The organism is Chelatococcus sp. HY11 (assembly GCF_018398335.1).
Taxonomy (GTDB): Bacteria; Pseudomonadota; Alphaproteobacteria; order Rhizobiales; family Beijerinckiaceae; genus Chelatococcus.
The window spans coordinates 207,621-231,136 of sequence record NZ_JAHBRX010000001.1; the positions used below are offsets into that span (position 1 = coordinate 207,621).

Consider the following 23,516-nt stretch of genomic DNA (forward strand, 5'->3'; position numbering starts at 1 on the left):
AAATAATGAACGCCCGCAAACGTATGCACGGCAACGGTTCCGCTCGCACGGCGGTGCAGCATATGCTAGAGACTGGCTGGGTCCTGCCACTTTCCCGGTGACAACAGAATGGTTCGAGGTTCAGTTTCGACGGCCGGCGCGACCGTCGCAAAAGTCTTGTGCCGTATTTCCCTCCCGATCATTCCCGCATTCGTTGTCTCCGCCATGGCCGTGACGCTCCCCGCCACGTCATTCGCGGAAGGCCTCAACGCGGCTCAAGACGCCCATCGCGCGGTCGCGACGTCCCAGACGACACCAGCCCCCGCGGCTGCCGGTTGGGAATGCCTCACCATGCAGCCGGTACTGGCGCTGAACGGCCGCCTCACGCACACTGCCGCGCGCTTTGCCACGGGTGGGCGCCTGACCATTCTGGCGATCGGATCCTCGACCACGGCGGGCGTCGGAACATCGTCGCCTGCCGCCGCCTATCCCGCCCAGCTGGTGGGACGGCTCGAGGAGAAGCTGCCTCTCGTCGACATCGACATGCATGTTTCGGGTATCGGTGGGGAGACAGCCGTGCAGACCCTGGCGCGGCTCGAGAAGCAGGTCGCCGAGCTGAAGCCTGATCTCGTCATCTGGCAGGTCGGCACGAACGATGCGCTGACCTCCGTCGGCGAGGACGTTTTCCGGAACCTCGTGGAGCGCGGCATCGCGGCGGCGACGGCTGCGGACGCTGACCTTATCCTGCTCGATCAGCAATTTTTCCCGACGATCAGCGACAAGCAGCGCTACGAGCGGTTTGTCAATCTGGTCACCGAGGTCGGCCTGAAGACAAAGACATGTGTCTTTTCCCGCTATGCCTTGATGAAAGGCTGGGGCGACCAATCGGCGGTCGCCTTGCAAGCCATGCTGTCAAGCGATGGCTTTCATATGAGCGATCGCGGCCATGCCTGCATGGCCCGCCTTCTCGGTCGCGAGATCCTGCGCGCGGCGCGTGAGGGTGACAAGCCCGTCGCGCTCGCCGGTCCGACGCAGGCTTCAGATAAGACCGCCATCGCCGCGCCCGGGTTCTGAAGCCCGTTCGTCGGATTCTGTTCTGATTGAATTCCAGCCCCCGAGAAGCGTCGCGCCCGGAAGCGTCGCGCTTCTTTTGGGGGCTTACTTCTTTTGCGACATGTGGCGCGTCCGGGCGATGCGCCGACTTCGCGAGCGTTTTGAAAAAATGACGGCCGGGACTTGCCGGCCGTCATCCTTAAGGACAGTCACGTCAGGCCGTTATCAGCAATCCTGATATTGGCGGCCGCGATAATAATAAGTTTCGCAAGCCGGAGCGGTCGCGGCACCCACCAGCGCACCACCAGCCGCGCCGACAGCGCCGCCGACCAGAGCGCCGCTCGCGCGGCCTGTGGCTAGCCCTCCCACCGCGGCGCCGGTCGCGCCTCCTATGACCGCTCCGCCGACGGCCCGGTCCTGTGGCGTGTTGCAGGCCGCCAGACCGCCAGCCATTCCGACGGTGATGAGGCCAATCGCCAGGATCTTTTTCATGGGGTCGTTTCCTTTCAAACCGCATGCATACGAGACCTCAACGCTTGGAAAAGCGGGACAGTTCCTCCCAAAGTCCGCAAATTTTGGATTTTATGGCGCGGATTTTCGGTGGGGACCGTATAGTTTCTGTTATTTCCAGATATTCAATGAATACAATTATCGTAAGTAAGTTTGTGTAGAAAATCATCGGTTTGAAATAGAAAATTTCACTTTTTATTCTGGGCAATCTTGACAGTAATAGACGATTCTCCTGCCCGAAGATTGCCGCATTCTTGCGCGAAGTCACACGCTCAAGCTCGAATGTGACGAATGATTGCTGTGGCATGGCGATATGATTATCGCGTGTCTACGGCTGCGCTTAAGGTGATGTTATCCACATCGCTTTTTGGAACAGGAGGACGTGCGTATGGATCTGACGCGGGCATGAAGGGCGCGTACAGAAACGTCAGGATGCTGCTGACGGCGTCGCTTTTGGCGACAGTGGGCTGCATCACCGCGGCATCCGCCCAGAGCGAGCGGCGTGCTTTGGAAATCCCGCCTGATTTGCAGGCGACGGCCAAGGCCACCGGCAAGAATGGGAAGGGTGATTACCGGCGCAAGGCACAGCGGACCCGCGCCGGCGGGAGCAGCGTTGCCACATCGTCCGGCAGCGTTTCCCCACAGGCGGCGGCCGTACCTGAAGTGAAGGCGCTCGCGCCCGATCCGGCGCAGGCCGTCACGCCGCAACCGAAGGTGGCTTCGACCGCGACAGGCCGGCGTAAAGCGCCGCGCCCGCTCGATTTGAAGTCCGCGGCTCTGCGTAAGCCTGTTGCCGCTTCGCTCGTGACAGGCGCGCCACGCTCGCCCGTTGCCAGTGCGACGGCTGCTGAAGGCCCGGCCGACAAGGCGGACGTGACATCTTCGATTGCAGTCCGCACGCCACAGCCGCCGCCAGCTCCCGCACGGGCGGCTGCCGCGCCGGCGAAGCCGCTGAAGGTTGCGATTGCCGAGCCAGGCACCGCTGAAATCGCCGCCACGCGGTCCATGACAGACGCCGGCCCAGCCGCGGGGGGCGTGCATTCGCTGATCGCCCGCCATGCGTCGGCCAATGGCGTGCCAGTGGATCTCGCGATCGCAGTCGTGCGAGTCGAGAGCCGGTTCAATCCGCGTGCCCGCAATGGCGTCAATGTCGGGCTGACGCAGATCAGCACGGCGACAGCGCGGGGAATGGGATACCAAGGCCCGATCCAGGGTCTCTACGACGCTGATACGAACTTGCGTTATGGAATTCGTTATCTCGCGCAGGCCTATCGCCTTGCGGGAGGGGACACCTGCCGGACTGTCTTGAAGTATCAGGCCGGTCATCGCGCGACGTCCATGACGGGCGCGGCGCGGGCATATTGCGCCAAGGTGAAACCCCACGTCAGTCGGCGCTGATCCTTCGGCCCGGTTCGGTCAAGGCTCAGCATAGGCCGGCATTCTTGCCGCTATTGGAGCTGGCAGGCTGCGAGGCATAGCCTCGCGGCGCGGTTTTTTATTGAGCCATTTTGAGGAGTGAGAGTATTGCGTTTTGTCAAAGTGATTGCGTGCATCAGTTTTTCCACGTTCTGCATGGCCGGCGCCGCGTCGGCTACCGAAACCAGGACAGGGCCAGAGGTCCCGGGCGCTCTCGATATCAATCGCATGGGTGAACTGGTTCTCGGCATCAAGGTGTCCCAGCCGCTGATCGACGCCCACAGCCATCCTGTCATCGGCTACAAGGGGGCGATCCGCGTGAAGGCGGGCAAGGCGCTGCGCTACAATTCAGCTTATCGCAGCCGCTATACCGCGCTCATCGCGCACTATGCCAAGGAGAACGGCTTGCCGGAGAGGCTTGTCGATGCCGTCATGCGCGTGGAAAGCCGCTACAAGCAGAACGCGTTCAGCGGTGTCGCGGTTGGTCTGATGCAGATCAAGCCATCGACGGCGCGTGACATCGGCTATGTCGGTACGGTCGCGGGCCTCTACACGCCCGACGTCAACATCATGTACGGCGTCAAATATCTGGCTGGGGCCTATCGGCGTGCCGGGGGCGACATGTGCGGCACCATCATGCGCTACAACAGCGGCTACTACGCCAAGCGGCCGAATGCCACCAATCGCGATTACTGCGCGAAGGTGAAGGGCATCATCGCCGAGGATATCCGCCAGAATCAGCCCGATGCCAGCAAACAGGTGGTCGCAGACCGCGGTTGACGGCGCCTCGCGCCGTCTTGACCCGGGGGCTGGCGGCGCCTATCGAACAGGCGTCAGCCGGCCGGACGACCGCCGCGAGAGGAGTGATCTTCGCGCGGAGGAAAGTCCGGGCTCCACGGAAACACGGTGCCGGATAACGTCCGGCGGGGGTGACCCCAGGGAAAGTGCCACAGAAAGCAAACCGCCGGGCATTGCGATGTCCGGTAAGGGTGAAAGGGTGCGGTAAGAGCGCACCGCGCGGGCGGTAACGCAGGCGGCAAGGTAAACCCCACCGGGAGCAAAACCGAATAGGGACGACAGGCGCTTCGGCACCAAGCCCGTTTCCGGGCCCGTCGTCCGGGTTGGTTGCTGGAGGCTGTCGGCAACGGCAGTCCCAGAGGAATGGTCGTCACGTCGGCGAGTTCGCTCGCCGGCCTTACAGAACCCGGCTTACAGGCCGGCTGACACAACCGCCCCATCTACTCCTTCCTCACGCCGATGCCGTCCGCATTGGCGGCATCGCGGGCGCTGCGTTTCTGATTCAAAATGTCGCGCCATCCTGCTGTACGGGAATCATTTTTCCTCCGGCTGCCCCGCGCGACGCCGCTATCGTTGCCTTCGCGCCATGTGGCGCAGGGGCAAGTTGGGCGGCATCCGGCTAAGGCTTTGGGATGGCGCCCCACAGCGCGACGCGGGGGCTGACGGGCTTTGGCTAGATCCGCGCGCAAGTCCTTGCCGCGGAATCGCATTTTTGCCCTGTCCGGCGTGTCGTCACGCGATGACTGGGTGTCGTCCGTGACGACGATACTGATTCAACTATCAGACTCAAGGTGTTGAAAATAAAGATTTTATAACGATCACTCGCTGATGACCGCGAGAAACTCCGGCGGCACATGGTTTGTCAGCCACACCCCGTTCTCCGCCTCCAGGAAAGTGAAGCCGGCCTGGCGCATCGCGCCTGTGTCGACTGTCAGGATGGCGGGCGATCCATGCCGCATCCCGACGGTCCGGGCGGTCTCGGCGGTCAGGGAAAGATGGACGTGCTGGCGCTGTCCAGGTTTCAGTCCTTCCGCGAAGATAGACCCCAGGTTGCGCCGTGCCGTCCCATGGTGGAGCACGGCGGGCGGTTCGCTCGGCGCGATGCCGAGATCCACGTTCACGGAATGGCCCTGCGCTGCGCGGATGCGCTTTCCGTCTGGTGAAAGCGTAAAGCGTTGCTTGTCGCTGGCGGCTACCACGGCGAGGAGGGTCTCGCGGTCAAGATTCTGTCCCGCGGTCCGCGCCTTCGTGATCAGCGTATCCACGTCGGCCCAGCCCTGGGGATCGAGCTGAAGGCCGATGGAATCCGGCGCGTGGCGGAGCACGTAGCTGAGAAACTGACTGATGGCCTTCGACATTGCAGGGGTGATCCGCGAGGGCGGCGCGACACGCCGGGGTCCGGCAATCATGGCGATTGGCTGGGAAATGTCGACGTCGCCGGCCGTGCGCTACCAGTCATCGCGCTTATCCTCCGCCTTCTTTCCTGAAAAAAGTGACGTGATTTTGAGCGGCTTCCGCGTCGGCAAGCGCTGAAAAGCAAGCCTTCGTTAACCTTGAGGGAGTGTCATGGCGGCTCCTGGGAGCCATCACCGGAACTCCCTGATTCCATTGACGACCATAAAATCCCATGCTATCCCAAATCATCCCGTCAACGGCGGGATTCACAAGCTCAGACAAGGTGTTTGGCGCCTCCTACGGGACCGGCGACGAGCTGTCGTTTGGGATGTCTGGGGTCAGTGTGCGTGCGCCTGCGGGGCTCGCAGGCGAGGGGACGGCTGGGATCGGTTGCCATGGACCGCTTTGTGTCCAACTTCACCAACCGGTTGGACGCGAAGGGACGGGTCTCCATCCCGGCGTCGTTTCGGGCCGTTCTCGTAAGGGATGGTTTCGAGGGGCTCTATGTGCATCCGGCGCTGGACACGCCAGCTTTGGACGCGGGGGGCAACGCCCTGTTGACGGAGATCGACGGCTTGCTGTCGACGCTGTCTCCCTATTCGGAGGAGCGGGACCATCTCTCGACAGCGCTGCTTGGGACGAGCGAGGTTTTGAAGGTGGATACGGAGGGGCGCGTCATCCTCACGGATACGCTGCGCGACCACGCCGGTATCTCCGACCATGTCACCTTTGTGGGGCATGGGCAGAAGTTTCAGATGTGGAAGCCGGACCTGTTCCGGACCCATCTCGAGGAGGCGCGGGCGAAGGTGCGGGAGCTCAAGCGCGCCCTTGGCACTGCCACCCTTGGCACTGCGCCAAAAGTTCCGGGGTCTTCCGGAGCACGGGAATGACGACGGGTCGCGGTGGCGGCCAGGCCGGAGACGGCCCGGCTGATACCGCTGGCGGACCGGCCCGTCACATTCCCGTGCTACTGGAAGAGGTTCTGGACGCGCTCGCCCCGCAACCGGGCGGTTCCTATCTCGACGGCACGTTCGGCGCTGGTGGTTATACCGGCGCCATTCTGAAGGCGGCCGATGGGGTGCGCGTCGTCGCACTCGACCGTGACCCCGATGCGATCCGCGACGGGCGGCCGCTCGTTGAAGCGGCTGCGGGACGGCTTCACCTCATCGAAGGCCGCTTCGGCGATCTCGAGGACCACGCGGCTGAGGCGGGCTTTCTCCCGCTCGATGGTGTGGTGCTCGATATCGGCGTGTCATCCATGCAGGTGGACCAGGGCGAGCGGGGCTTTTCCTTCCGCAACGATGGTCCGCTCGACATGCGCATGGAGCAGGCCGGACGCAGCGCAGCCGATATCGTCAATGAGGCGGATGAAGGCGAGATCGCCGACATCCTCTACCATTTCGGCGAGGAGCGCCGGTCGCGGGCGATCGCGCGGGCGATCCTGGAAGCGCGGCGCCGGGCGCCTATCCGCACGACAGGCGAACTCGCCGATCTCGTTGCCGGCATTGTGCGGGCCGAGCCGAATGGTCCCCATCCCGCGACGCGCTCCTTCCAGGCGCTGCGCATCGCGGTCAATGACGAGCTCGGCGAACTCGTGCGCGCGCTCCACGCCGCTGAGCGGGTGCTCAAGCCGGGAGGCCGGCTCGTGGTCGTCACCTTCCATTCGCTGGAAGACCGCATCGTCAAGCAGTTCATGGCGCGGCGCTCGGCGCGCACGGCCGGCGTCTCCCGGCATCTGCCCGGCGAGGCGGTGGACGATGCGACCTTCACACTGGCGACGCGTGGCCCGGTGATCGCATCGGAGACGGAACTGCGCGCCAATCCGCGTGCGCGTTCCGCCAAGCTGCGTGCCGCCGAACGCACGACCGCACCGCCCCGCGCGGAAGACGAGGACGTTCTGGCGTTGGCGGCGCTACCCGAGGCGGGCCGTGCCGGAAAGCCCCGGTCCAAGAGTGGGGGACCGGGGAGTGGGCGACCAGGCTCCAGTCGAGGAAGGACGCGTACATGATCCGCCTCATGCATCTCATCGCCATCGCCTTGCTCGTGGGCTCGGCGGGATACGCGTATTCCGTCAAGTATGAGACGATCTACTACGCCGAGCAGGTGGCCAAACTGAAGACGCGTGTCCAGCGCGAGAAAGAGGCCATCGCGGTGATGCGGGCGGAGTGGCAGTATTTCAATCGCCCGGATCGTCTGCAGGTTCTGGCGAAGCGGCATCTCGACCTGCAACCGCTCACGGTGAAGCAGATCGCGAAATTGAGCGACGTGCCGGAACGGCAGGCGAAGGTCGATGCCATCGGACGCAAGCTCGAGTTGCTTGGCCTCGGTGAACCGACGGCAACGCCCCAGACCGGTTCGACGTCAGCAGCCAGCACCCCCTCCGTGGCGCGGTGAGAGTTCCTATGTCCAACGTTCCGACGATCGACGCTCCTTACTCCGGCCAGTATGGTTCCGACGCTACGGTGGCGCCGGGTGAGCGCCCTTCGCCTGCCGGCCGGGCTCGCCGGATCCTGCTCGCGATCATCGCCTTTCTCAGCCGCTTCTTCCACATGCGGGCCGACAAGGGTGTGGCCCGCATCGGCCTCGTTGGCGTCTTCTTCTCGCTGCTTTTCATGCTGATCATCGGCCGGCTCACCCTGCTCGCGCTGGCGCCGGAGGCCCAGAGCGAGTTCCATCGGAGAGCAACGGCCGCCATCATGGCCTCACGCCCCGATATCGTCGACCGCAATGGCGTCATTCTGGCCACCGACGTCAAAACCGCCTCGGTCTTCGCCGAGCCGCGCAACATCATCGACAAGGACGAGGCGACGGAGCTTCTGACCGCGGTGCTGCCGGATCTCAACGCGACAGATCTGCGTAACAGGCTCGGCACCAAGCGCGGCTTCGTCTGGGTGAAGCGCGAGGTCTCGCCGAAGCAGCAGGCGGAAGTGCACCGTCTCGGCATCCCCGGCGTCGGCTTCATTCCGGAGAACAGGCGCGTTTATCCCAACGGTCCGATCGGCGCGCATATCCTCGGCTTTGCCAATGTCGACCACGAGGGTATCGCCGGGATCGAGAAATACCTCGATGGCCAGGGCCTGCAGGCTCTGTCCGGTTTTGGTTTTGCCCGCAGCGCCGACGACATGAAGCCGATCGCCCTGTCGCTCGACCTGCGCGCCACCCACGCGGTGCGCGACGAACTCGTGAAGGGCATGGCGTATTTTCGCGCCAAGGCGGCGGCGGCCGCGATCCTCGACGTCAACACCGGCGAGATCGTCTCGCTCGTTTCGCTGCCGGATTTCGACCCGAGCAACCCTGTCGACGCCCAGGACAAGGACCGCATCAACCGCCTCAATGTCGGCGTCTATGAGATGGGCTCGACCTTCAAGGCGCTGACGGTCGCGATGGCGCTGGACAGCGGCAAGGCGAACATCAACTCGACCTACTCCACCGCGGGCGGCATGATGCGCTTTGGCCGGCAGGTCATTCGCGAGTATCACGGCACGGGCCGCACGCTGACGGTGCCGGAAGTTTTCGTGCATTCATCGAACATGGGCTCGATCAAGATGGCGCTGTCTGTCGGAGTGGAGGGCCACAAGGCCTTCCTCCGCAAGATGGGGCAGCTGGATCGCATGCGTACCGAATTGCCCGAAAGCGCCGAGCCCCTCGTGCCGGGCCGCTGGGGCGAGATCAATACCGCCACCATCGCCTTCGGCCATGGCCTGGCCGTGGCGCCTATCCAGGCGCTAGCCGCCGTCGGCGCGCTGGTAAATGGCGGCTATTTCATCAAGCCGACCTTCCTGAAGCGCTCGGAAGCGGACGCCAAGGCGGATGCCCCCCGGGTGATCAAGCCGGAGACGTCGGAGGCGATGCGCTATATCATGCGCATCAACGCGGAGCGTGGTTCGGCGCGCAAGACCGAGGAAGCAACGAGCGGCGCCTATTACATCGGCGGCAAGACGGGCACGGCCGAGAAGGTGATCAACGGCCGCTATGCCAAGAACAAGAACTTCACGACGTTCATGGCGATCGCTCCGGCCGACAAGCCGAAGTATGTTTTCCTGACGCTCTATGACGAGCCGCAGGCGACGCCGGAGAGCTATGGCTACACCACGGCTGCCTGGAACGCGGGCGTGACCACCGGCAAGATAATCGAGCGGGTGGCCCCACTTCTCGGCTTGCCGCCCCACACCGCGCCGCTTGCCGTGGCCTTCCCGACCATGGCGCGTCAGGGCGCCTGGGGGATCCGCTGATGGACACGAGCGCGACCTTGCCTGAACGCGGGAGAATGGGTCCATGAAGAGCCCTGTGTCAGAGGCCGCCAGATCGCTTGGCGACCTGATCCCCGGTCAATTCGCGGAGAGTGAAGCCCGGCGCGCCATCGCCGGGCTTACTGCCGATTCACGTGCCGTGAAGCCTGGTTTCCTCTTCGCCGCAGTCCCGGGCACGAAAACCGATGGCCTCACTTTCGCCGGCGATGCCGTCGCGCGCGGCGCTGTCGCGATCATCGGCGAGGGGCCAAGGCCAGCGGATGTTCCGACCGATATCGTCTTCGCGCAGGTGACCAACGTTCGCCGCGTGCTCGCGCTCGCCGCGGCGCGCTTCTATCCGCGCCAACCGGAGACGATCGTCGCGGTGACGGGGACGAGCGGCAAGAGCTCTGTAGCCGAGTTCACGCGGCAGATCTTCGCGGCGCTGGGGCACCAGGCGGCAAGCCTCGGCACGATCGGCGTCGTTGCGCCGGGCGGGGCCGTCTATGGCTCGCTGACGACGCCTGACCCCGTGGCGCTGCACCGGACGCTTGATCAGCTGGCCGGCGATGGGGTCACCCACCTCGCAATGGAAGCGTCTTCCCACGGGCTCGACCAGCACAGGCTCGATGGCGTCAGGCTCACAGCCGGCGCCTTCACCAATCTTGGCCGCGACCATCTCGATTATCATCCGACGGTCGAGGCCTATCTTGAGGCCAAGCTCCGTCTGTTCACGGACCTTCTGCCGGGTGATGCGGCCGTCGTGGTCAATGCCGACGCGCCCGAATCGAAGGCTGTGGCCGATGCCGCCCGCGCGCGGGGTCTGCGGCTGATCAGCGTCGGCGAAGCCGGAGCGGATCTCAAGCTCGAAGGGATCGAGCAGCAGGGCTTTGACCAGGTCCTCTCCATCAGCCATGGCGGCAGCGCCGAAACGGTGCGTCTACCGCTTGCCGGTGATTTCCAGGCATCAAACGCCCTCGTGGCGGCCGGGCTTGCCATTGCGGCGGGCGAGGATGTGCGACAGGCGCTCGCGGCCCTCTCGGGCCTTGCCGGCGTCAAGGGCCGGATGGATCGGGTCGCGACGATCAATGGTGCGCTTGTCATCGTGGATTTCGCCCACAAGCCCGACGCGCTCGACCATGTCCTGACCGCCCTGCGCCCCTATGCGAGGGGCAAGCTCGTCGTCGTGTTCGGCACCGGCGGTGATCGCGACCAGGGCAAGCGCCCGATCATGGGCCGCATCGCCGTAGAGCGGGCGGACGTCGTCATCGTCACCGACGACAACCCGCGCTCGGAGGATCCCGCGACCATCCGCGCGGCCATACTCGCCGCGGCGCCGGGCGCGCGCGAAATCGGCGATCGCGCTGCGGCGATCCGAACGGCCGTCGCCGAGCTCAAGGCCGGCGATGTGCTCGTGATTGCCGGCAAAGGCCATGAAACGGGCCAGATCATCGGCACAAAGACATTGCCCTTCTCCGATCACGACGCCGTGACCGAAGCCATTGCCGCGTTGAGGCTACCATGAGTGCGACGATGACGAGTTCCAAGTCCTTGTGGACCGGTGCCGAGCTGGCCGAGGCCATGGGCGCGCGCCTCGAGGGTGAAGCTGCCGGCGCCATCACTGGCGTGTCGATCGATACGCGCACGCTTGCCCCCGGTGATGCTTATTTCTCCATTCGTGGCGACGTGCACGACGGCCACGCCTTCGTTGCGGAAGCGTTCCGCCGGGACGCCGCGGCGGCCGTCGTCGACGAGGCGCATGTGGGTGAGCTCGCGGGCGCGGGTCCCATGATCGTCGTTCCCGATGTGCTGCGCGGCCTTGAGAGCGCCGCCCGCGCGTCACGCGCGCGCTCGCCGGCCCGCTTCGTCGCCGTGACCGGTTCTGTGGGCAAGACCAGCACGAAGGAAGCGCTGCGCCTCGCGCTCGGTTCCCAGGGTGAGGTGCATGCCTCGGCCGCGTCCTACAACAACCATTGGGGCGTGCCGCTGTCGCTCGCGCGTATGCCGGCGCACTGCGACTTCGGCGTCTTCGAGATCGGCATGAGCGCTCCCGGCGAGATCGTGCCGCTGACGCATATGGTGCGTCCTCACGTGGCCGTCGTGACCACGGTCGCGCCGGTTCACCTCGAATTCTTCCCGTCGATCGCGGCGATCGCCGACGCAAAGGGCGAAGTATTTCTGGGCCTTGAGCCGGGCGGCGTCGCGGTCATCAACCGCGATATCGGCGAGTATGGACGGTTGAAGTCCCATGCCATGGCCTCGCCGGCCGGCCGGATCATCACCTTCGGCGAGCATGACGAGGCGGATGTCCGGGCGCGGCGCATCATTCCTCAGGCCGATTGCACTGTCGTTGACGCCACGGTCTTCGGCGTGCCGGTCGCCTATCGCATCGGCAGCCCGGGCCGGCATATCGCCCTGAACAGCCTCGCCGTGCTGGCCGCTGTCAAGGCGCTCGGTGGCGATCTAGCGCTGGCGGCGCTGGCGCTCTCGGAGCTCGCGCCGCCGGTTGGCCGGGGCGAGCGCACGCGCCTGACGGTTGCCGGCGGTGAGGTGCTTCTCATAGACGAAAGCTACAACGCCAATCCGGCCTCCATGCGCGCGGCTATCGAGGCTCTTGGGCAGTCCGACATCGGGTTCCGGGGGCGCCGCATCGCCGTGCTCGCCGACATGCTGGAACTGGGCAGCGAGAGTGAGCGGCTGCACGAGGCGCTTGTCGCAACTTTGGAAGAGAACGCCGTCGATGTGGTCTTCGCGGCCGGTCCCGCGATGAAGAGCCTCTGGCGTCATTTGCCCATGAACCTGCGCGGCTCCTATGCGCCCGCTCCGGCGGAGCTGGAGGCCACGGTCACGGCGGCGCTTCGGGCCGGCGACGTCGTCATGATCAAGGGCTCGAACGGAACACGCATATCCCGGCTCGTCACAGCGTTGAAAGGCCGTTTTGCAGATACTGCCCCCGCGACGGTCAAGGCGTAAGCGGGCCCACTAGACTCAAGGAATAGTCGCGCATGTTCACCTGGCTCGCGGAGTTCTCCGGTACCTTCTCCGCCCTCAACGTCTTCCGTTACATCACCTTCCGTGCGGGTGGCGCGACGGCGACGGCCCTGTTCTTCGTCTTCATGTTCGGGCCGTGGCTGATCTCTCTGCTCAGGGTGAAGCAGGGCAAGGGGCAGCCGATCCGCGTGGATGGCCCGCAGTCGCATCTGGCCAAGCGCGGCACGCCGACCATGGGCGGCCTGATGATCCTTTCAGGCATCATCGTGTCGACGCTGCTCTGGGGCAATCTCGCCAACGCCTATGTGTGGATCGTGCTGTTCGTCACGGTCGGCTTCGGCGCGATCGGCTTCTACGACGATTATCTGAAGGTCACCAAGCAATCCCACAAGGGCTTTTCCGGCCGCTCGCGCCTCGCCATAGAGGCCGCGATCGCCTGCGTTGCGTGCCTCGCCCTTGTCTACGTCAGCAAGGGCGCGTTGCCGCCCGCGCGCCAGTTTCTCGCGACCTCGATCGCCATCCCCTTCTTCAAGGATCTTCTCCTCGACATCGGGCTCCTGTTCGTGATCTTCGGCGGCTTCGTCATCGTCGCCTCAGGCAATGCCGTCAACCTCACCGACGGCCTCGATGGCCTCGCCATCGTGCCGGTGATGATCGCCGCCGCGACTTTCGGCATGATCGCCTATCTCGTTGGCAACGCGATCTTCGCGAATTACCTGCAGATCAATTTCGTGCCGGGTACCGGTGAGCTCGCCATCATCTGCGGCGCGTTGATCGGCGCGGGCATCGGCTTCCTCTGGTTCAACGCGCCACCGGCGCAAATCTTCATGGGTGACACGGGGTCGCTGGCGCTCGGCGGGCTGCTCGGCACTGTCGCGGTCGCGGTGAAGCACGAGATCGTGCTGGCCATCGTCGGTGGGCTGTTCGTGCTCGAGGCGCTATCGGTCATCATCCAGGTCGCCTCCTTCAAGCTCACCGGCAAGCGCGTCTTCAAGATGGCGCCCATCCATCACCATTTCGAACAGCTCGGCTGGACGGAGCCGCAGGTGGTGATCCGCTTCTGGATCATCTCCGTGGTGCTCGCCCTGATCGGCCTGTCGTCGCTCAAGCTGCGGTGAGGGGGCGGTGATGGGGGTAAGCACATCGATCACCAGGCTGTTCCACCTCTCCCCGGCGGGGAGAGGTCGCGCCGCAGGCGCGGGTGAGGGGGTGATTTCCGGCGATGGGTTTCCCCCCCTCACCCTGTCCCTCTCCCCGCTGGGGAGAGGGGACGCCAGTCTCCACGCGCGCCGGCGGGGATCCCTCCCCGTGAGGGGAGGGATCGCTGGGTTTGTCGTCGTGCGCGGCCGTCCAGCGTTGTCGAAAACGGGGGAGGATCGCCCGTGATCCCTGTCACCTCCTTTGCCGGCAAGCGTGTTGCGGTCTTCGGGCTTGGCGGGTCAGGCCTCGTCACGGCGGAAGCCTTGATCGCCGGCGGTGCCGATGTGGTTGCCTGGGACGACGGCGAGGCGGGGCGCGCCAGGGCGGCCGGGGCCGGTGTCCCGGTGGCGGACCTCAACGCGGAGGACTGGAGCGCGATCGCGGCGCTCGTCCTGTCCCCTGGCGTTCCGTTGACGCATCCCGCGCCTCACTGGAGCGCGAAGCTCGCCAAGGCGGCGGGTGTCGAGATCATCGGTGACATCGAGCTTTTCTGCCGCGAGCGCGCGAAAGTGGCGCCTGACGCGCCTTTCGTCGCCATTACCGGTACCAACGGCAAGTCGACGACGACGGCGCTGACCGCCCATATCCTGAAGGCGGCGGGTCGCGACGTGCAGATGGGCGGCAACATCGGCCGGGCCATCCTCTCGCTCGATCCGCTGACACCCGAGCGCGTCTACGTCATCGAATGCTCATCCTTCCAGATCGATCTCGCGCCGTCGCTCGCGCCGACGATCGGTGTGCTGCTCAACCTCACGCCGGACCATCTCGACCGTCACGGCACGATGGAGAACTACGCCGCCATCAAGGAGCGGCTGGTGGCGAAGTCGAAGCTGGCGGTGATCGGGATCGATGACGACTACACGGCCGCCATCGCGGCGCGGCGCGCCGAGATCGAGCGGCCTGTCGTCGAAATCAGCGCGGTTCATCTGTTGACCGAGGGCGTGCATGTGGAAGGGACGCGGCTCTTCCGTGACGGCGACCAGCCTCTCGTCGATCTTGCCGGGCATGGCTCCCTGCGCGGCCGGCACAACGCGCAGAACGCGGCGGCGGCTTTCGCCGTGACGCTCGCGCTTGGCCTCGACGCGCCGGGGATAGCCGGCGCGATCGCCAGCTTTGTCGGGCTTGCCCATCGCATGGAAGAGGTTGGGCGCATCGGCGCGACGCTCTTCATCAACGATTCCAAGGCCACCAACGCCGATTCCACCCAGAAGGCCCTGGCGGCCTTCCCCGGCGGCATCCACTGGATCGTCGGCGGCAAGCCCAAGGAGGGCGGAATAGCGCCCCTGGCCGCGTATTTCCCGCGCATCGCCCACGCCTACCTCATCGGCGTGTCGAGCGATGACTTTGCCGCGACGCTCGATGGCCAGGTGGCGTTCACGCGCTGCGAGACGCTCGAAAACGCGATCGCCGCCGCCACCGCGGATGCCGCGCGATCCGTGGACGCGCAGCCCATCGTGCTGCTCTCCCCGGCCTGCGCGTCCTACGACCAGTTTCCGAATTTCGAGGTGAGAGGCAATCGCTTCCGCGATCTCGTCCTCGCCCTGCCGGGTCTCATCCCGGCCACCAGCAACAAGGGGCATTGAGCCATGGCGTCACGCGCTGAACGCACACTGGTCGGCGAATGGTGGTGGACCGTCGATCGCTCGATCCTGGTCGCGATCGCGGTGCTGATGGTGGCCGGGCTCGTGTTCCTCATGGGCGGCGGCCCGCCGGTCGCCGAGCGCCTCGGCCTGTCGACCTTCCATTTCGTCAGCCGGCAAATCGTCTATCTGGCGCCGGCCATCGCGCTGATGATAGCGGTCTCGTTTCTTTCGCCGCGCTACGTTAGGCGCGCGGCGCTCCTCGTCTATCTCGGCGGCCTCGTCATGGTCATCGCCGCGCTCTACCTCGGGCCTGAGGTGAAGGGCTCGCGTCGCTGGCTCAACCTGGCGGGCATGACCATCCAGCCGTCGGAGTTCGTGAAACCCGCCTTCGTCGTCCTGACGGCCTGGCTGTTCGCGGAGGGAAGCCGCCGGCGCGATGTGCCCGGCACGCTTCTCGCCATGCTGATCCTGCCGGTGACGATCGTCCCGCTGATCCTGCAGCCGGATATCGGCCAGACCATGCTGGTCTCCATCGTCTGGGGCTGCCTGTTCTTCACCGCTGGCCTGCACATCTTCTGGGTCGCGGGCATCGGCGGCATCGGCCTCTTCGGCCTGTTCGTCGCCTATGAGCTGATCCCCCACGTGCGCGATCGCATCTCGCGCTTCATGGACAAGGAAGCCGGCGACACCTTCCAGGTCGATACGGCGCTGGAGGCCTTCGCCCAGGGCGGCTGGCTCGGCAAGGGGCCGGGCGAGGGCACGGTCAAGCGCATCCTGCCCGACGCCCATACCGACTTCATCTTCGCGGTGACGGCCGAGGAATTCGGCATCCTGATCTGTATCGCGCTGGTCTGCCTCTTCGGCTTCATCGTGCTGCGCGGCCTCTATCTTGCCCAACGCAACGAGGAGCCGTTCTGCCGCCTGGCGGTGACCGGGCTCGTCACGCTGTTCGGCATCCAGGCCTCGATCAACATGATGGTGAACGTCCATCTCATTCCCGCCAAGGGCATGACGCTGCCGTTCATTTCCTACGGCGGCTCCTCGCTGCTGTCGCTGGCCATCGGCATGGGTTTCCTCATCGCCTTGACGCGCAAGCGCCCACGCGCCGAAATCCTCGATCGCATCACGCCAAACCACAGGCCGGCCAATCGGTCCTATGGCAGCAGGACGGCGCAAGATGTCTGAGGGAGCGATCTCCGGAGTAAAGAAGACAACCCGTAACGCGCGCCCGCTCGTGTTGCTGGCGGCGGGCGGCACGGGTGGCCACCTGTTTCCGGCGCAGGCGCTGGCGGGTGTTCTTGCGTCACGCGGCATCCGGGTGGAGCTCGCGACCGATGAGCGCGCGGCCGCCTACGCCACTGATTTTCCGGCAGACAAAGTCCACGTCATTCCATCGGCGACACCCTCGCGGCGGTCGATCCCCGTGGCAATCAAGGCGGCGCTCACGCTCGCCCGCGGCATATGGAAGGCGAGGGGGCTCGCCCGCGAGATCCGGCCCGCCGTCGTGGTGGGCTTCGGCGGCTATCCATCCGTGCCCCCCTTGCTCGGCGCATCCTTTGCCGGCACGCCGACGATCATCCACGAGCAGAATGCCGTGTTTGGCCGCGCCAACCGTTTCCTGGCGCCTCGCGCCACGGCGATCGCCACAGGCTTCGCCTCGGTGGGCGGGTTGACCGGCAGTTTGAACAGCAAGGCGACGCAGACAGGCAACCCGATCCGGCCGGCCGTGATCGAGGCGGCGCGGAAGCCGTTCTCGCCCCTCGCCGAAGGCGGCATGCTTCATCTCTTGGTCACCGGTGGCAGCCAGGGCGCCCGCGTGATGAGCGATATTGTCCCGGCGGCGATCGAAAAACTGTCGACGTCGGATCGTAGCCGGCTATCCATCGTCCAGCAGGCGCGCGCCGAAGATGTCGCGCGTGTCGAAGAAACCTATCGCGGGCTCGGCGTCCGCGCCGAGATCGCGCCCTTCTTCAAGGACCTGCCGGCGCGGATCGCGGATGCGCATCTGGTGATCGGGCGGGCGGGAGCCTCCACGGTTGCCGAACTCGCGATCATCGGTCGCCCGTCGATCCTTGTGCCGCTGCCTGGCGCGCTCGACCAGGACCAGGCGGCGAATGCCGCTACCCTCGGAAGCCTAGGCGCGGCAACGGTTATCCCGCAGGACGCCTTCACGCCCGAGCGCCTCGCCGCGGAGATTTCGGAGCGTCTTGTTGCGCCCGGACTCTTGACCCAGGCGGCCGAAGCGGCGAAGAGCGCCGGTATCCCTGATTCGGCCGACCGACTCGCCGACCTCGTTGTCCGCGTTGGCCATATCGATTCCGCACCGGAGACCCGCCCATGAAATTGCCTCGTGAGCTTGGCCCCATTCATTTCATCGGCATCGGCGGCATCGGCATGTCCGGCATCGCGGAGGTGCTCCTCAACCTCGGCTATACCGTCCAGGGATCGGACGCCGGCGACAACGCCAATGTCAAGCGATTGCGTGACAAGGGCGCGAAGACTTTTCTCGGCCACGCGGCCGACAATCTCGGCGACGCCGAGGTGGTCGTGGTGTCCACCGCCATCCAGCGCGATAATCCGGAACTCGCGGCGGCCCGCGAGAAGCGTCTGCCGGTCGTGCGGCGGGCGGAGATGCTGGCGGAGCTGATGCGGCTGAAGACCTGCGTCGCCATCGCCGGCACCCATGGCAAGACGACCACGACGTCGATCGTCGCGACGCTGCTCGACGCCGGCAATTTCGACCCCACGGTCATCAACGGCGGCATCATCAACGCCTACGGCACCAATGCGCGGCTCGGCGCGGGCGACTGGATGGTCGTGGAGGCCGACGAGTCCGACGGCACCTTCCTCAAGCTGCCGGCCGATGTGGCCATTGTCACCAATATCGATGCCGAGCATCTCGATCACTTCAAGACTTTCGATGCCGTGAAGGCGGCATTCCGCTCCTTCGTCGAGAATATCCCGTTCTACGGCTTCGCCGTGATGTGTATTGACCATCCGGTCGTGCAGGATCTCATCGGTCATATTCAGGATCGTCGGGTGATCACCTATGGCGAGAACCCGCAAGCCGACGTGCGCCTCGTCATCGATGACCTGACGGGGGGCAAGAGCCAGTTCATCGTGATCATCCGCGACCGCAAGACGGGCGCGCGGGTCGTCATCGATGACCTTGTCATGCCGATGCCCGGCCATCACAACGCGCTCAACGCCACGGCGGCGATCGCGGTGGCCTATGAGCTCGGGATGGAGCCGGAGGCGATCCGCAAGGCGCTCGCCTCCTTCGGTGGCGTAAAGCGCCGCTTCACGCGCACGGGCGAATGGAACGGCGTCACCATTTTCGATGACTACGGCCACCACCCGGTGGAGATCGCCGCTGTGCTCAAGGCGGCGCGCGCGTCGACCAAGGGGCAGGTGATCGCGGTCATGCAGCCGCATCGCTACAGCCGCCTGGCCTCGCTGTTCGACAGCTTCTGCACCTGCTTCAACGACGCCGACGCGGTCATCGTCGCGCCCGTCTACGCGGCGGGGGAGCAACCGATCCCGGGAGCCGATCGCGACAGCTTGGTGGCCGGCCTGAAGGCGCGTGGGCACCGGGACGTCGTGGCCCTCCCGGAGCCGGCCGCGCTCGCCGGCATGGTGCGTGAGCTCGCCAAGCCCGGCGACTACGTCGTCTGTCTCGGCGCGGGCACCATCACCGCCTGGGCCTATGCCTTGCCGGAAGAACTCGCGGCGGGGGACGCTGCGTGACGCCAGCCTCCCCCCACCCCTTACCCCTCCCCGCAAGGGGGAGGGGCGCGTCGGACGTTGAGGCTTGTCCGGAAAGTCCGGCGCTGATCCCTCCCTCTCAGGGGAGGGTGGCCTCGCGTCAGCGAGGTCGGGTGGGGTCGAGGTTGATTGTAATCAAGGAGGCACCCTCCGTTGCCGCGAGCAGCGTCCACCTCTCCCCAGCGGGGAGAGGTCGCTCGCACAGCGAGCGGGTGAGGGGGATTGCCTCCCGGCGGTTCGGTGCGATGCCCTCACCCTGTCCCTCTCCCCGCCGGGAAGAGGGAACGAAACCTTCATGGGGCCTCGCCCTGCTGCTTTGGAAGGCTGGGGAGAGAGGGGCCATGCCATGACATCGCCTGCCGCTGCGCCTTTCCCTGACATCACGGGGGATCTTCGGGCCATTCCGGGCCTGCGGGGCAGGCTGGAGGCCAATGCGCCGATGGCGCCCCTGTCGTGGTTCCGCACGGGCGGGCCGGCGCAGGTGCTGTTCACCCCGGTCGATGAGGACGATCTGGCGCTGTTCCTGGCGCAGGCGCCGCGCGAGCTGCCGCTCGTCGTCGTCGGGCTGGGATCGAACCTCCTCGTGCGCGATGGCGGCGTGCCCGGCATCGTGGTGCGGCTCGGCAAGGGCTTCGGCGAGATCGTGGTTGAGCCGGGTCACCATGTGCGTGCAGGTTCGGCCGCGCCGGACGTCAAGGTGGCGCGCGTGGCGGCGGAGGCCGGCATCGACGGGCTTGCCTTCCTGCGCGGCATTCCCGGTGCGATAGGCGGCGCGCTGCGCATGAACGGCGGCGCCTATGGCGGCGAGACGTCCGACGCCTTGGTCAGCGCGCGCGCGCTTGACCGGGCGGGGAACCGCCATGAGTTGAGTGCCGCGGACATGGGGTTTTCCTACCGCCACTGCGATGCCCCCGATGATTTCATCTTTGTCGAGGGTCTGTTCGCCGGGCGTCCCGGCGAACCTGCCGAGATCCTCGCGCGCATGAACGCCATCACCGAGGCGCGGGCTTCCTCGCAGCCGGTAAACACGCGCACGGGCGGATCAACCTTCAAGAATCCGGTCGGCGCCAAGGCCTGGGAACTCGTCGACCAAGTCGGCGGGCGTGGCCTCAGGCAGGGCATGGCGCAGGTATCGGAGATGCATTGCAACTTCCTCGTCAATCTCGGCGGCGCGACGGCGGCCGACATCGAGGGGCTCGGCGAAGAACTGCGTCGGCGCGTGCGTGAAACGGCGGGCATCGAGCTCGAATGGGAAATCAAGCGCATCGGGCTGGCGGCTTAGGCCAGACCGGACAGCGGAGGACAGTCATGACGCAACATGTCGCGGTGCTGATGGGCGGATGGTCGGCCGAACGGGACGTTTCGCTGTCATCGGGCAACGCCTGCGCAGATGCTCTCGAAGGCGAGGGCTACAGGGTCACGCGGGTCGATGTCGATCGTGACATCGCAGCCGTGCTGACCAAGCTCAAGCCGGACGTGGCCTTCAACGCGCTGCACGGCAAGGTCGGCGAGGACGGCACCATCCAGGGGATTCTGGAGGTCCTGCGGATACCTTACACGCATTCCGGCGTGCTCTCCTCGGCGCTCGCCATGCAGAAGGACAAGGCCAAGCTGATCCTCGCTGCGGCCGGCGTTCCTGTCGCGCATGGCCTCGTCGTCCACCGCCGCGACGCGGCCAAGGCGCATGTTCTGCCGCCGCCCTATGTGCTGAAGCCCGTCAACGAGGGCTCCTCCTTCGGGGTCATCATCGTGCGGGAGGACCGCACGCACCCGCCGCAGGAATTGTTAAGAGATGACTGGCCCTACAGCGACTATCTCCTGGCCGAGACCTTTGTCGCCGGACGGGAGCTGACCTGCGCCGTGATGGGCGACAAAGCCTTGGATATCATCGATATCCGCCCTGCCACCGGCGAGTTCTATGACTTCGACGCCAAATATACGAAGGGCGGATCAATTCACGTCGTTCCGGCACAAATTAAACCGAATATTTACCAACACGTTCAACAGTTGGCGTTAACGGCGCATCAAGCTCTCGGGTGTCGAGGCGTCAGTCGTGCCGACTTTCGCTATGACGACCGCCCTGAGGGGAGGGGAGAACTGGTGTGCCTGGAAGTGAATACCCAACCGGGAATGACGGCGACAAGCTTGGTGCCGGAAGCAGCGGCCTATGCCGGTTATTCCTTCGGTGAGCTTGTTTCATGGATGGTGAAGGACGCTTCCTGCGACCGTTAGCGGTCGCTGCGGAAAAAGGCGTCGCAGCAGGAAGTGTGGCCGGGAGTAGCAACGTGTCCGCGTCCATCTTTGGAGTGATGAGAGGTAGACGTCGCAGGTCTCGCGCGCGGGATGCCGCCGCGACCTCGCTCGAACAGTACCTGCCCCGTGGCACGGGCAGCGCGTTGACGATCGGCTTCCTGGCGGCCGTCAGCATCTATGGCATCGTGCTCGGGGGCCACATGGAAGACTTCCGCCAGGCCTACGGCGAGCCGCAGCATGCCGTCGCGCGGGCGCTTGGCTTTGGTATCAACCAGATCAATATTTCCGGCCTTGTCGAACTCTCCCCGACGGAGGTTCTTGGCGCGGCCGGCATCTCTCCGAAGATCTCGCTGGCGCTGCTCGATGCGGCGGAGGTGCGTCGTCGCCTCGAGCTCGTGCCCCTTATCAAGGAGGCATCGGTCCGCAAGCTCTATCCAAACGAGCTGTCCATCAGCATCACTGAGCGCCAACCGCATGCCCTTTGGCAGCAGAATGGCGAGCTGTTCGTGATCGCGACGGACGGCACCGTCATCGACATGCTGAATGATGCGCGCTTCGCGAGGCTGCCTCTCGTCGTCGGTGACCAAGCCAATGTGCAGTCGAAGGACTATCTGAAGCTGCGCGAGGAAGCGGGGCCGCTGAAATCTCGCATTCGCGCCGGTATCCTTGTCGCCGGCCGCCGTTGGGATCTCAAGCTCGACAACGGCGTCGACATCCGCCTTCCCGAGGAAGGGGCAGGAGCGGCGCTTAGCCGCCTTGCCGCCATGGAGCGCGACCAGCACATCCTGGACAAGGACATCCTGTCTGTCGACATGCGCATGGGCGACCGCCTCGTCGTGCGCCTGAGCGAAGAGGCAGCACAGATCCGGGCCGACCGGCTCAATAAGAAACCAAACAAGCAGAAGGGGCCGGAGATATGAGCTTCAGCAACGGTCTCACACCTCGGCTGAAGCCGCTTTCGGCTCGCAAGAGCGCCATCCTGTCCGTGCTCGACGTGGGCACGAGCAAGGTGGTTTGCCTGATCGCGCAGCTCAATCCGGTCTCGGAAGGCGAGGCGCTTCGGGGCCGTACGCATCTCGCGCGCGTCCTTGGTATCGGGCACCAGCGTTCGCTGGGGCTGAAGGGCGGCATCATCGTCGACCTCGAGGCCGCGGAACGTTCGATCCGCCAGGCGGTGGATGCCGCCGAACGGATGGCCAAGGTCGAGGTGCGTTCCGTTCTCGTCAACCTGACGGGCGGTCGCACGGGGTCGCAGAGCTACGCCGCGAATGTCGGCGTGCGCTCCGGTTCCGTCTCGAACGGTGACATCCACCGCGTGCTCGACGCGGCGAGCGCCTACAGCGTCCGTCCCGGCCGGGCGGTGCTGCATGCCCTGCCGACGGGGTTTTCCTTGGACGGCCAGACCGGGATCCTCGATCCCGCCGGCATGATCGGCCAGAATCTCGGCGTCGACATGCATGTCGTGACCGCAGACAGCGCTGCCGCGCGTAACCTGATGCTCGCGGTGGAGCGCTGCCATCTTGATGTCGAGGCGATCATCTCGACGCCCTATGCCGCCGGTCTTTCGGCGCTCGTGGACGATGAAGCGGAGATTGGCGCCACGCTCATCGACATGGGCGGGGGCACGACCTCCGTGGGCGTATTCGCGGGCGGACATCTCGTTCATGTGGATGCATTGGCCGTCGGCGGTCATCACGTGACCATGGATATTGCGCGCGGACTGTCTACGCGCGTCGCCGTCGCCGAGCGTCTGAAGACTCTCTACGGCGCGGCGATCTCGTCACCTTCGGATGAGCGGGAAATTATTTCTGTCCCGCAGGTAGACGAAGAAGAGCGCGATGTTGCTAATCATATGCCAAAGTCTAGTCTAGTGCGAATCATCAAGCCACGCGTCGAGGAAATACTTGAGCTGGTGCGTGATCGATTGCGGCGTGCGGGCTTCGCGGCGGGGGCGGGCCGTCGTGTGGTTCTCACGGGCGGGGCGAGCCAGCTCACCGGCATGCCGGAGATGGCGCGCCGTATCCTCGGCAGTGACAAGGGAGCGGCCCAGGTGCGTATCGGCCGGCCGCTCGGTGTGAAGGGGTTGCCCGAAGCGGCGAAGGGGCCGGCCTTCTCCGTGGGGATCGGCCTTCTGGTCTATCCGCAGGTGGCCCATGTGGAACATTTCGAGCCGAACACCGGGGGGGTGTACCTCGGCACAGGCACGGATGGGTATTTGGCGCGTATGGGGCGGTGGATCAAAGATAGTTTTTGACCGCCAACAGATTTGACCGAAGGCGGTGCGGCGGCCGCCAAGAGGTCCGGGACAGGCACGGAGAGGCGCGCAGCCGAGCGCCGTTCAGTA

The 23,516-nt window shown here is 65.4% G+C and carries 21 protein-coding genes and 1 other RNA gene; 20 read left to right on the forward strand and 2 right to left on the reverse strand.

Annotation, left to right across the window (positions count from 1 at the left end; translation table 11 throughout):
- Positions 1 to 108 precede the first annotated feature (108 nt).
- Positions 109 to 1,053, forward strand: coding sequence for an SGNH/GDSL hydrolase family protein (locus KIO74_RS01115; RefSeq protein ID WP_213329709.1), 945 nt, complete (start codon positions 109 to 111; stop codon positions 1,051 to 1,053).
- Between the two features lie 204 nt (positions 1,054 to 1,257).
- On the opposite strand, the gene KIO74_RS01120 is transcribed toward KIO74_RS01115, so the two are convergent.
- Complete coding sequence (locus tag KIO74_RS01120; RefSeq protein ID WP_213329711.1) at positions 1,258 to 1,524, reverse strand: YMGG-like glycine zipper-containing protein; 267 nt, start codon at positions 1,522 to 1,524, stop codon at positions 1,258 to 1,260.
- A gap of 423 nt (positions 1,525 to 1,947) precedes the next feature.
- On the opposite strand from KIO74_RS01120, the gene KIO74_RS01125 reads away from it, so the two are divergent.
- From KIO74_RS01125 to rnpB, 3 genes are all read left to right on the forward strand, one after another.
- Positions 1,948 to 2,940, forward strand: coding sequence for a lytic transglycosylase domain-containing protein (locus KIO74_RS01125; RefSeq protein WP_213329713.1), 993 nt, complete (start codon positions 1,948 to 1,950; stop codon positions 2,938 to 2,940).
- Positions 2,941 to 3,066: 126 nt separating this feature from the next.
- Positions 3,067 to 3,738: a lytic transglycosylase domain-containing protein gene (locus KIO74_RS01130; RefSeq protein WP_213329715.1), complete on the forward strand. Its 672-nt coding sequence runs from the start codon at positions 3,067 to 3,069 to the stop codon at positions 3,736 to 3,738.
- Between the two features lie 53 nt (positions 3,739 to 3,791).
- Positions 3,792 to 4,186: RNase P RNA component class A (gene rnpB / locus KIO74_RS01135), an RNA gene on the forward strand.
- A gap of 388 nt (positions 4,187 to 4,574) precedes the next feature.
- Here rnpB and KIO74_RS01140 read toward each other — a convergent pair.
- Positions 4,575 to 5,114 carry an RNA 2'-phosphotransferase gene (locus KIO74_RS01140; RefSeq protein WP_213329717.1) on the reverse strand — a complete coding sequence of 180 codons (540 nt, stop codon included), beginning with the start codon at positions 5,112 to 5,114 and terminating at the stop codon, positions 4,575 to 4,577.
- On the opposite strand from KIO74_RS01140, the gene KIO74_RS01145 reads away from it, so the two are divergent.
- From KIO74_RS01145 to ftsA, 16 genes are all read left to right on the forward strand, one after another.
- Positions 5,101 to 5,289 carry a hypothetical protein gene (locus KIO74_RS01145; protein ID WP_213329719.1) on the forward strand — a complete coding sequence of 63 codons (189 nt, stop codon included), beginning with the start codon at positions 5,101 to 5,103 and terminating at the stop codon, positions 5,287 to 5,289. The two genes, KIO74_RS01140 and KIO74_RS01145, sit on opposite strands and share 14 nt — an antisense overlap.
- Positions 5,290 to 5,546: 257 nt before the next feature.
- A complete protein-coding gene (gene mraZ / locus KIO74_RS01150) occupies positions 5,547 to 6,041 on the forward strand; it encodes a division/cell wall cluster transcriptional repressor MraZ (protein ID WP_213329721.1) in 495 nt (164 codons plus the stop codon).
- Positions 6,038 to 7,159, forward strand: coding sequence for a 16S rRNA (cytosine(1402)-N(4))-methyltransferase RsmH (rsmH, locus tag KIO74_RS01155; protein ID WP_213329723.1), 1,122 nt, complete (start codon positions 6,038 to 6,040; stop codon positions 7,157 to 7,159). The genes mraZ and rsmH overlap by 4 nt, the downstream gene beginning before the upstream one ends.
- Positions 7,156 to 7,545: a cell division protein FtsL gene (ftsL, locus tag KIO74_RS01160; RefSeq protein WP_213329725.1), complete on the forward strand. Its 390-nt coding sequence runs from the start codon at positions 7,156 to 7,158 to the stop codon at positions 7,543 to 7,545. The genes rsmH and ftsL overlap by 4 nt, the downstream gene beginning before the upstream one ends.
- A gap of 8 nt (positions 7,546 to 7,553) precedes the next feature.
- Positions 7,554 to 9,383: a peptidoglycan D,D-transpeptidase FtsI family protein gene (locus KIO74_RS01165; protein ID WP_213329728.1), complete on the forward strand. Its 1,830-nt coding sequence runs from the start codon at positions 7,554 to 7,556 to the stop codon at positions 9,381 to 9,383.
- Between the two features lie 43 nt (positions 9,384 to 9,426).
- Positions 9,427 to 10,905: a UDP-N-acetylmuramoyl-L-alanyl-D-glutamate--2,6-diaminopimelate ligase gene (locus KIO74_RS01170; protein ID WP_213329730.1), complete on the forward strand. Its 1,479-nt coding sequence runs from the start codon at positions 9,427 to 9,429 to the stop codon at positions 10,903 to 10,905.
- Positions 10,902 to 12,353: a UDP-N-acetylmuramoylalanyl-D-glutamyl-2,6-diaminopimelate--D-alanyl-D-alanine ligase gene (locus KIO74_RS01175; protein WP_249730821.1), complete on the forward strand. Its 1,452-nt coding sequence runs from the start codon at positions 10,902 to 10,904 to the stop codon at positions 12,351 to 12,353. Before KIO74_RS01170 ends, KIO74_RS01175 begins: the two co-directional genes overlap by 4 nt.
- 32 nt (positions 12,354 to 12,385) lie before the next feature.
- Complete coding sequence (gene mraY, locus KIO74_RS01180; RefSeq protein WP_213329732.1) at positions 12,386 to 13,489, forward strand: phospho-N-acetylmuramoyl-pentapeptide-transferase; 1,104 nt, start codon at positions 12,386 to 12,388, stop codon at positions 13,487 to 13,489.
- A gap of 264 nt (positions 13,490 to 13,753) precedes the next feature.
- On the forward strand, positions 13,754 to 15,154 hold the full coding sequence (murD, locus tag KIO74_RS01185; protein WP_213329734.1) for a UDP-N-acetylmuramoyl-L-alanine--D-glutamate ligase: 1,401 nt from the start codon (positions 13,754 to 13,756) through the stop codon (positions 15,152 to 15,154).
- Between the two features lie 3 nt (positions 15,155 to 15,157).
- Positions 15,158 to 16,339 (forward strand): FtsW/RodA/SpoVE family cell cycle protein, encoded by a 1,182-nt coding sequence (locus KIO74_RS01190; RefSeq protein ID WP_213329736.1) that lies wholly within the window; start codon positions 15,158 to 15,160, stop codon positions 16,337 to 16,339.
- Positions 16,332 to 17,495, forward strand: coding sequence for an undecaprenyldiphospho-muramoylpentapeptide beta-N-acetylglucosaminyltransferase (gene murG / locus KIO74_RS01195; protein ID WP_213329738.1), 1,164 nt, complete (start codon positions 16,332 to 16,334; stop codon positions 17,493 to 17,495). The genes KIO74_RS01190 and murG overlap by 8 nt, the downstream gene beginning before the upstream one ends.
- Positions 17,492 to 18,901, forward strand: coding sequence for a UDP-N-acetylmuramate--L-alanine ligase (murC, locus tag KIO74_RS01200; protein WP_213329740.1), 1,410 nt, complete (start codon positions 17,492 to 17,494; stop codon positions 18,899 to 18,901). Before murG ends, murC begins: the two co-directional genes overlap by 4 nt.
- 364 nt (positions 18,902 to 19,265) lie before the next feature.
- The gene (gene murB, locus KIO74_RS01205) at positions 19,266 to 20,201 is read left to right on the forward strand and encodes a UDP-N-acetylmuramate dehydrogenase (protein WP_213329742.1); all 936 of its coding nucleotides are present in this window, start codon (positions 19,266 to 19,268) and stop codon (positions 20,199 to 20,201) included.
- A gap of 26 nt (positions 20,202 to 20,227) precedes the next feature.
- Positions 20,228 to 21,151 (forward strand): D-alanine--D-alanine ligase, encoded by a 924-nt coding sequence (locus KIO74_RS01210; protein WP_213329744.1) that lies wholly within the window; start codon positions 20,228 to 20,230, stop codon positions 21,149 to 21,151.
- 77 nt (positions 21,152 to 21,228) lie between these two features.
- Positions 21,229 to 22,092: a cell division protein FtsQ/DivIB gene (locus tag KIO74_RS01215; protein WP_349629124.1), complete on the forward strand. Its 864-nt coding sequence runs from the start codon at positions 21,229 to 21,231 to the stop codon at positions 22,090 to 22,092.
- Complete coding sequence (ftsA, locus tag KIO74_RS01220) at positions 22,089 to 23,426, forward strand: cell division protein FtsA (RefSeq protein WP_213323439.1); 1,338 nt, start codon at positions 22,089 to 22,091, stop codon at positions 23,424 to 23,426. The genes KIO74_RS01215 and ftsA overlap by 4 nt, the downstream gene beginning before the upstream one ends.
- Positions 23,427 to 23,516: the final 90 nt, after the last annotated feature.

Coding starts and splice junctions, on each gene's coding strand:
- KIO74_RS01115 (WP_213329709.1), top strand. CDS start 109: ATGGTTCGAGGTTCAGTTTCGACGGCCGGCGCGACCGTCGCAAAAGTC.
- KIO74_RS01120 (WP_213329711.1), bottom strand. CDS start 1,524: ATGAAAAAGATCCTGGCGATTGGCCTCATCACCGTCGGAATGGCTGGC.
- KIO74_RS01125 (WP_213329713.1), top strand. CDS start 1,948: ATGAAGGGCGCGTACAGAAACGTCAGGATGCTGCTGACGGCGTCGCTT.
- KIO74_RS01145 (WP_213329719.1), top strand. CDS start 5,101: ATGGCCTTCGACATTGCAGGGGTGATCCGCGAGGGCGGCGCGACACGC.
- KIO74_RS01140 (WP_213329717.1), bottom strand. CDS start 5,114: ATGTCGAAGGCCATCAGTCAGTTTCTCAGCTACGTGCTCCGCCACGCG.
- mraZ (WP_213329721.1), top strand. CDS start 5,547: ATGGACCGCTTTGTGTCCAACTTCACCAACCGGTTGGACGCGAAGGGA.
- rsmH (WP_213329723.1), top strand. CDS start 6,038: ATGACGACGGGTCGCGGTGGCGGCCAGGCCGGAGACGGCCCGGCTGAT.
- ftsL (WP_213329725.1), top strand. CDS start 7,156: ATGATCCGCCTCATGCATCTCATCGCCATCGCCTTGCTCGTGGGCTCG.
- KIO74_RS01165 (WP_213329728.1), top strand. CDS start 7,554: ATGTCCAACGTTCCGACGATCGACGCTCCTTACTCCGGCCAGTATGGT.
- KIO74_RS01170 (WP_213329730.1), top strand. CDS start 9,427: ATGAAGAGCCCTGTGTCAGAGGCCGCCAGATCGCTTGGCGACCTGATC.
- KIO74_RS01175 (WP_249730821.1), top strand. CDS start 10,902: ATGAGTGCGACGATGACGAGTTCCAAGTCCTTGTGGACCGGTGCCGAG.
- mraY (WP_213329732.1), top strand. CDS start 12,386: ATGTTCACCTGGCTCGCGGAGTTCTCCGGTACCTTCTCCGCCCTCAAC.
- KIO74_RS01190 (WP_213329736.1), top strand. CDS start 15,158: ATGGCGTCACGCGCTGAACGCACACTGGTCGGCGAATGGTGGTGGACC.
- murG (WP_213329738.1), top strand. CDS start 16,332: ATGTCTGAGGGAGCGATCTCCGGAGTAAAGAAGACAACCCGTAACGCG.
- murC (WP_213329740.1), top strand. CDS start 17,492: ATGAAATTGCCTCGTGAGCTTGGCCCCATTCATTTCATCGGCATCGGC.
- murB (WP_213329742.1), top strand. CDS start 19,266: ATGACATCGCCTGCCGCTGCGCCTTTCCCTGACATCACGGGGGATCTT.
- KIO74_RS01210 (WP_213329744.1), top strand. CDS start 20,228: ATGACGCAACATGTCGCGGTGCTGATGGGCGGATGGTCGGCCGAACGG.
- KIO74_RS01215 (WP_349629124.1), top strand. CDS start 21,229: ATGAGAGGTAGACGTCGCAGGTCTCGCGCGCGGGATGCCGCCGCGACC.
- ftsA (WP_213323439.1), top strand. CDS start 22,089: ATGAGCTTCAGCAACGGTCTCACACCTCGGCTGAAGCCGCTTTCGGCT.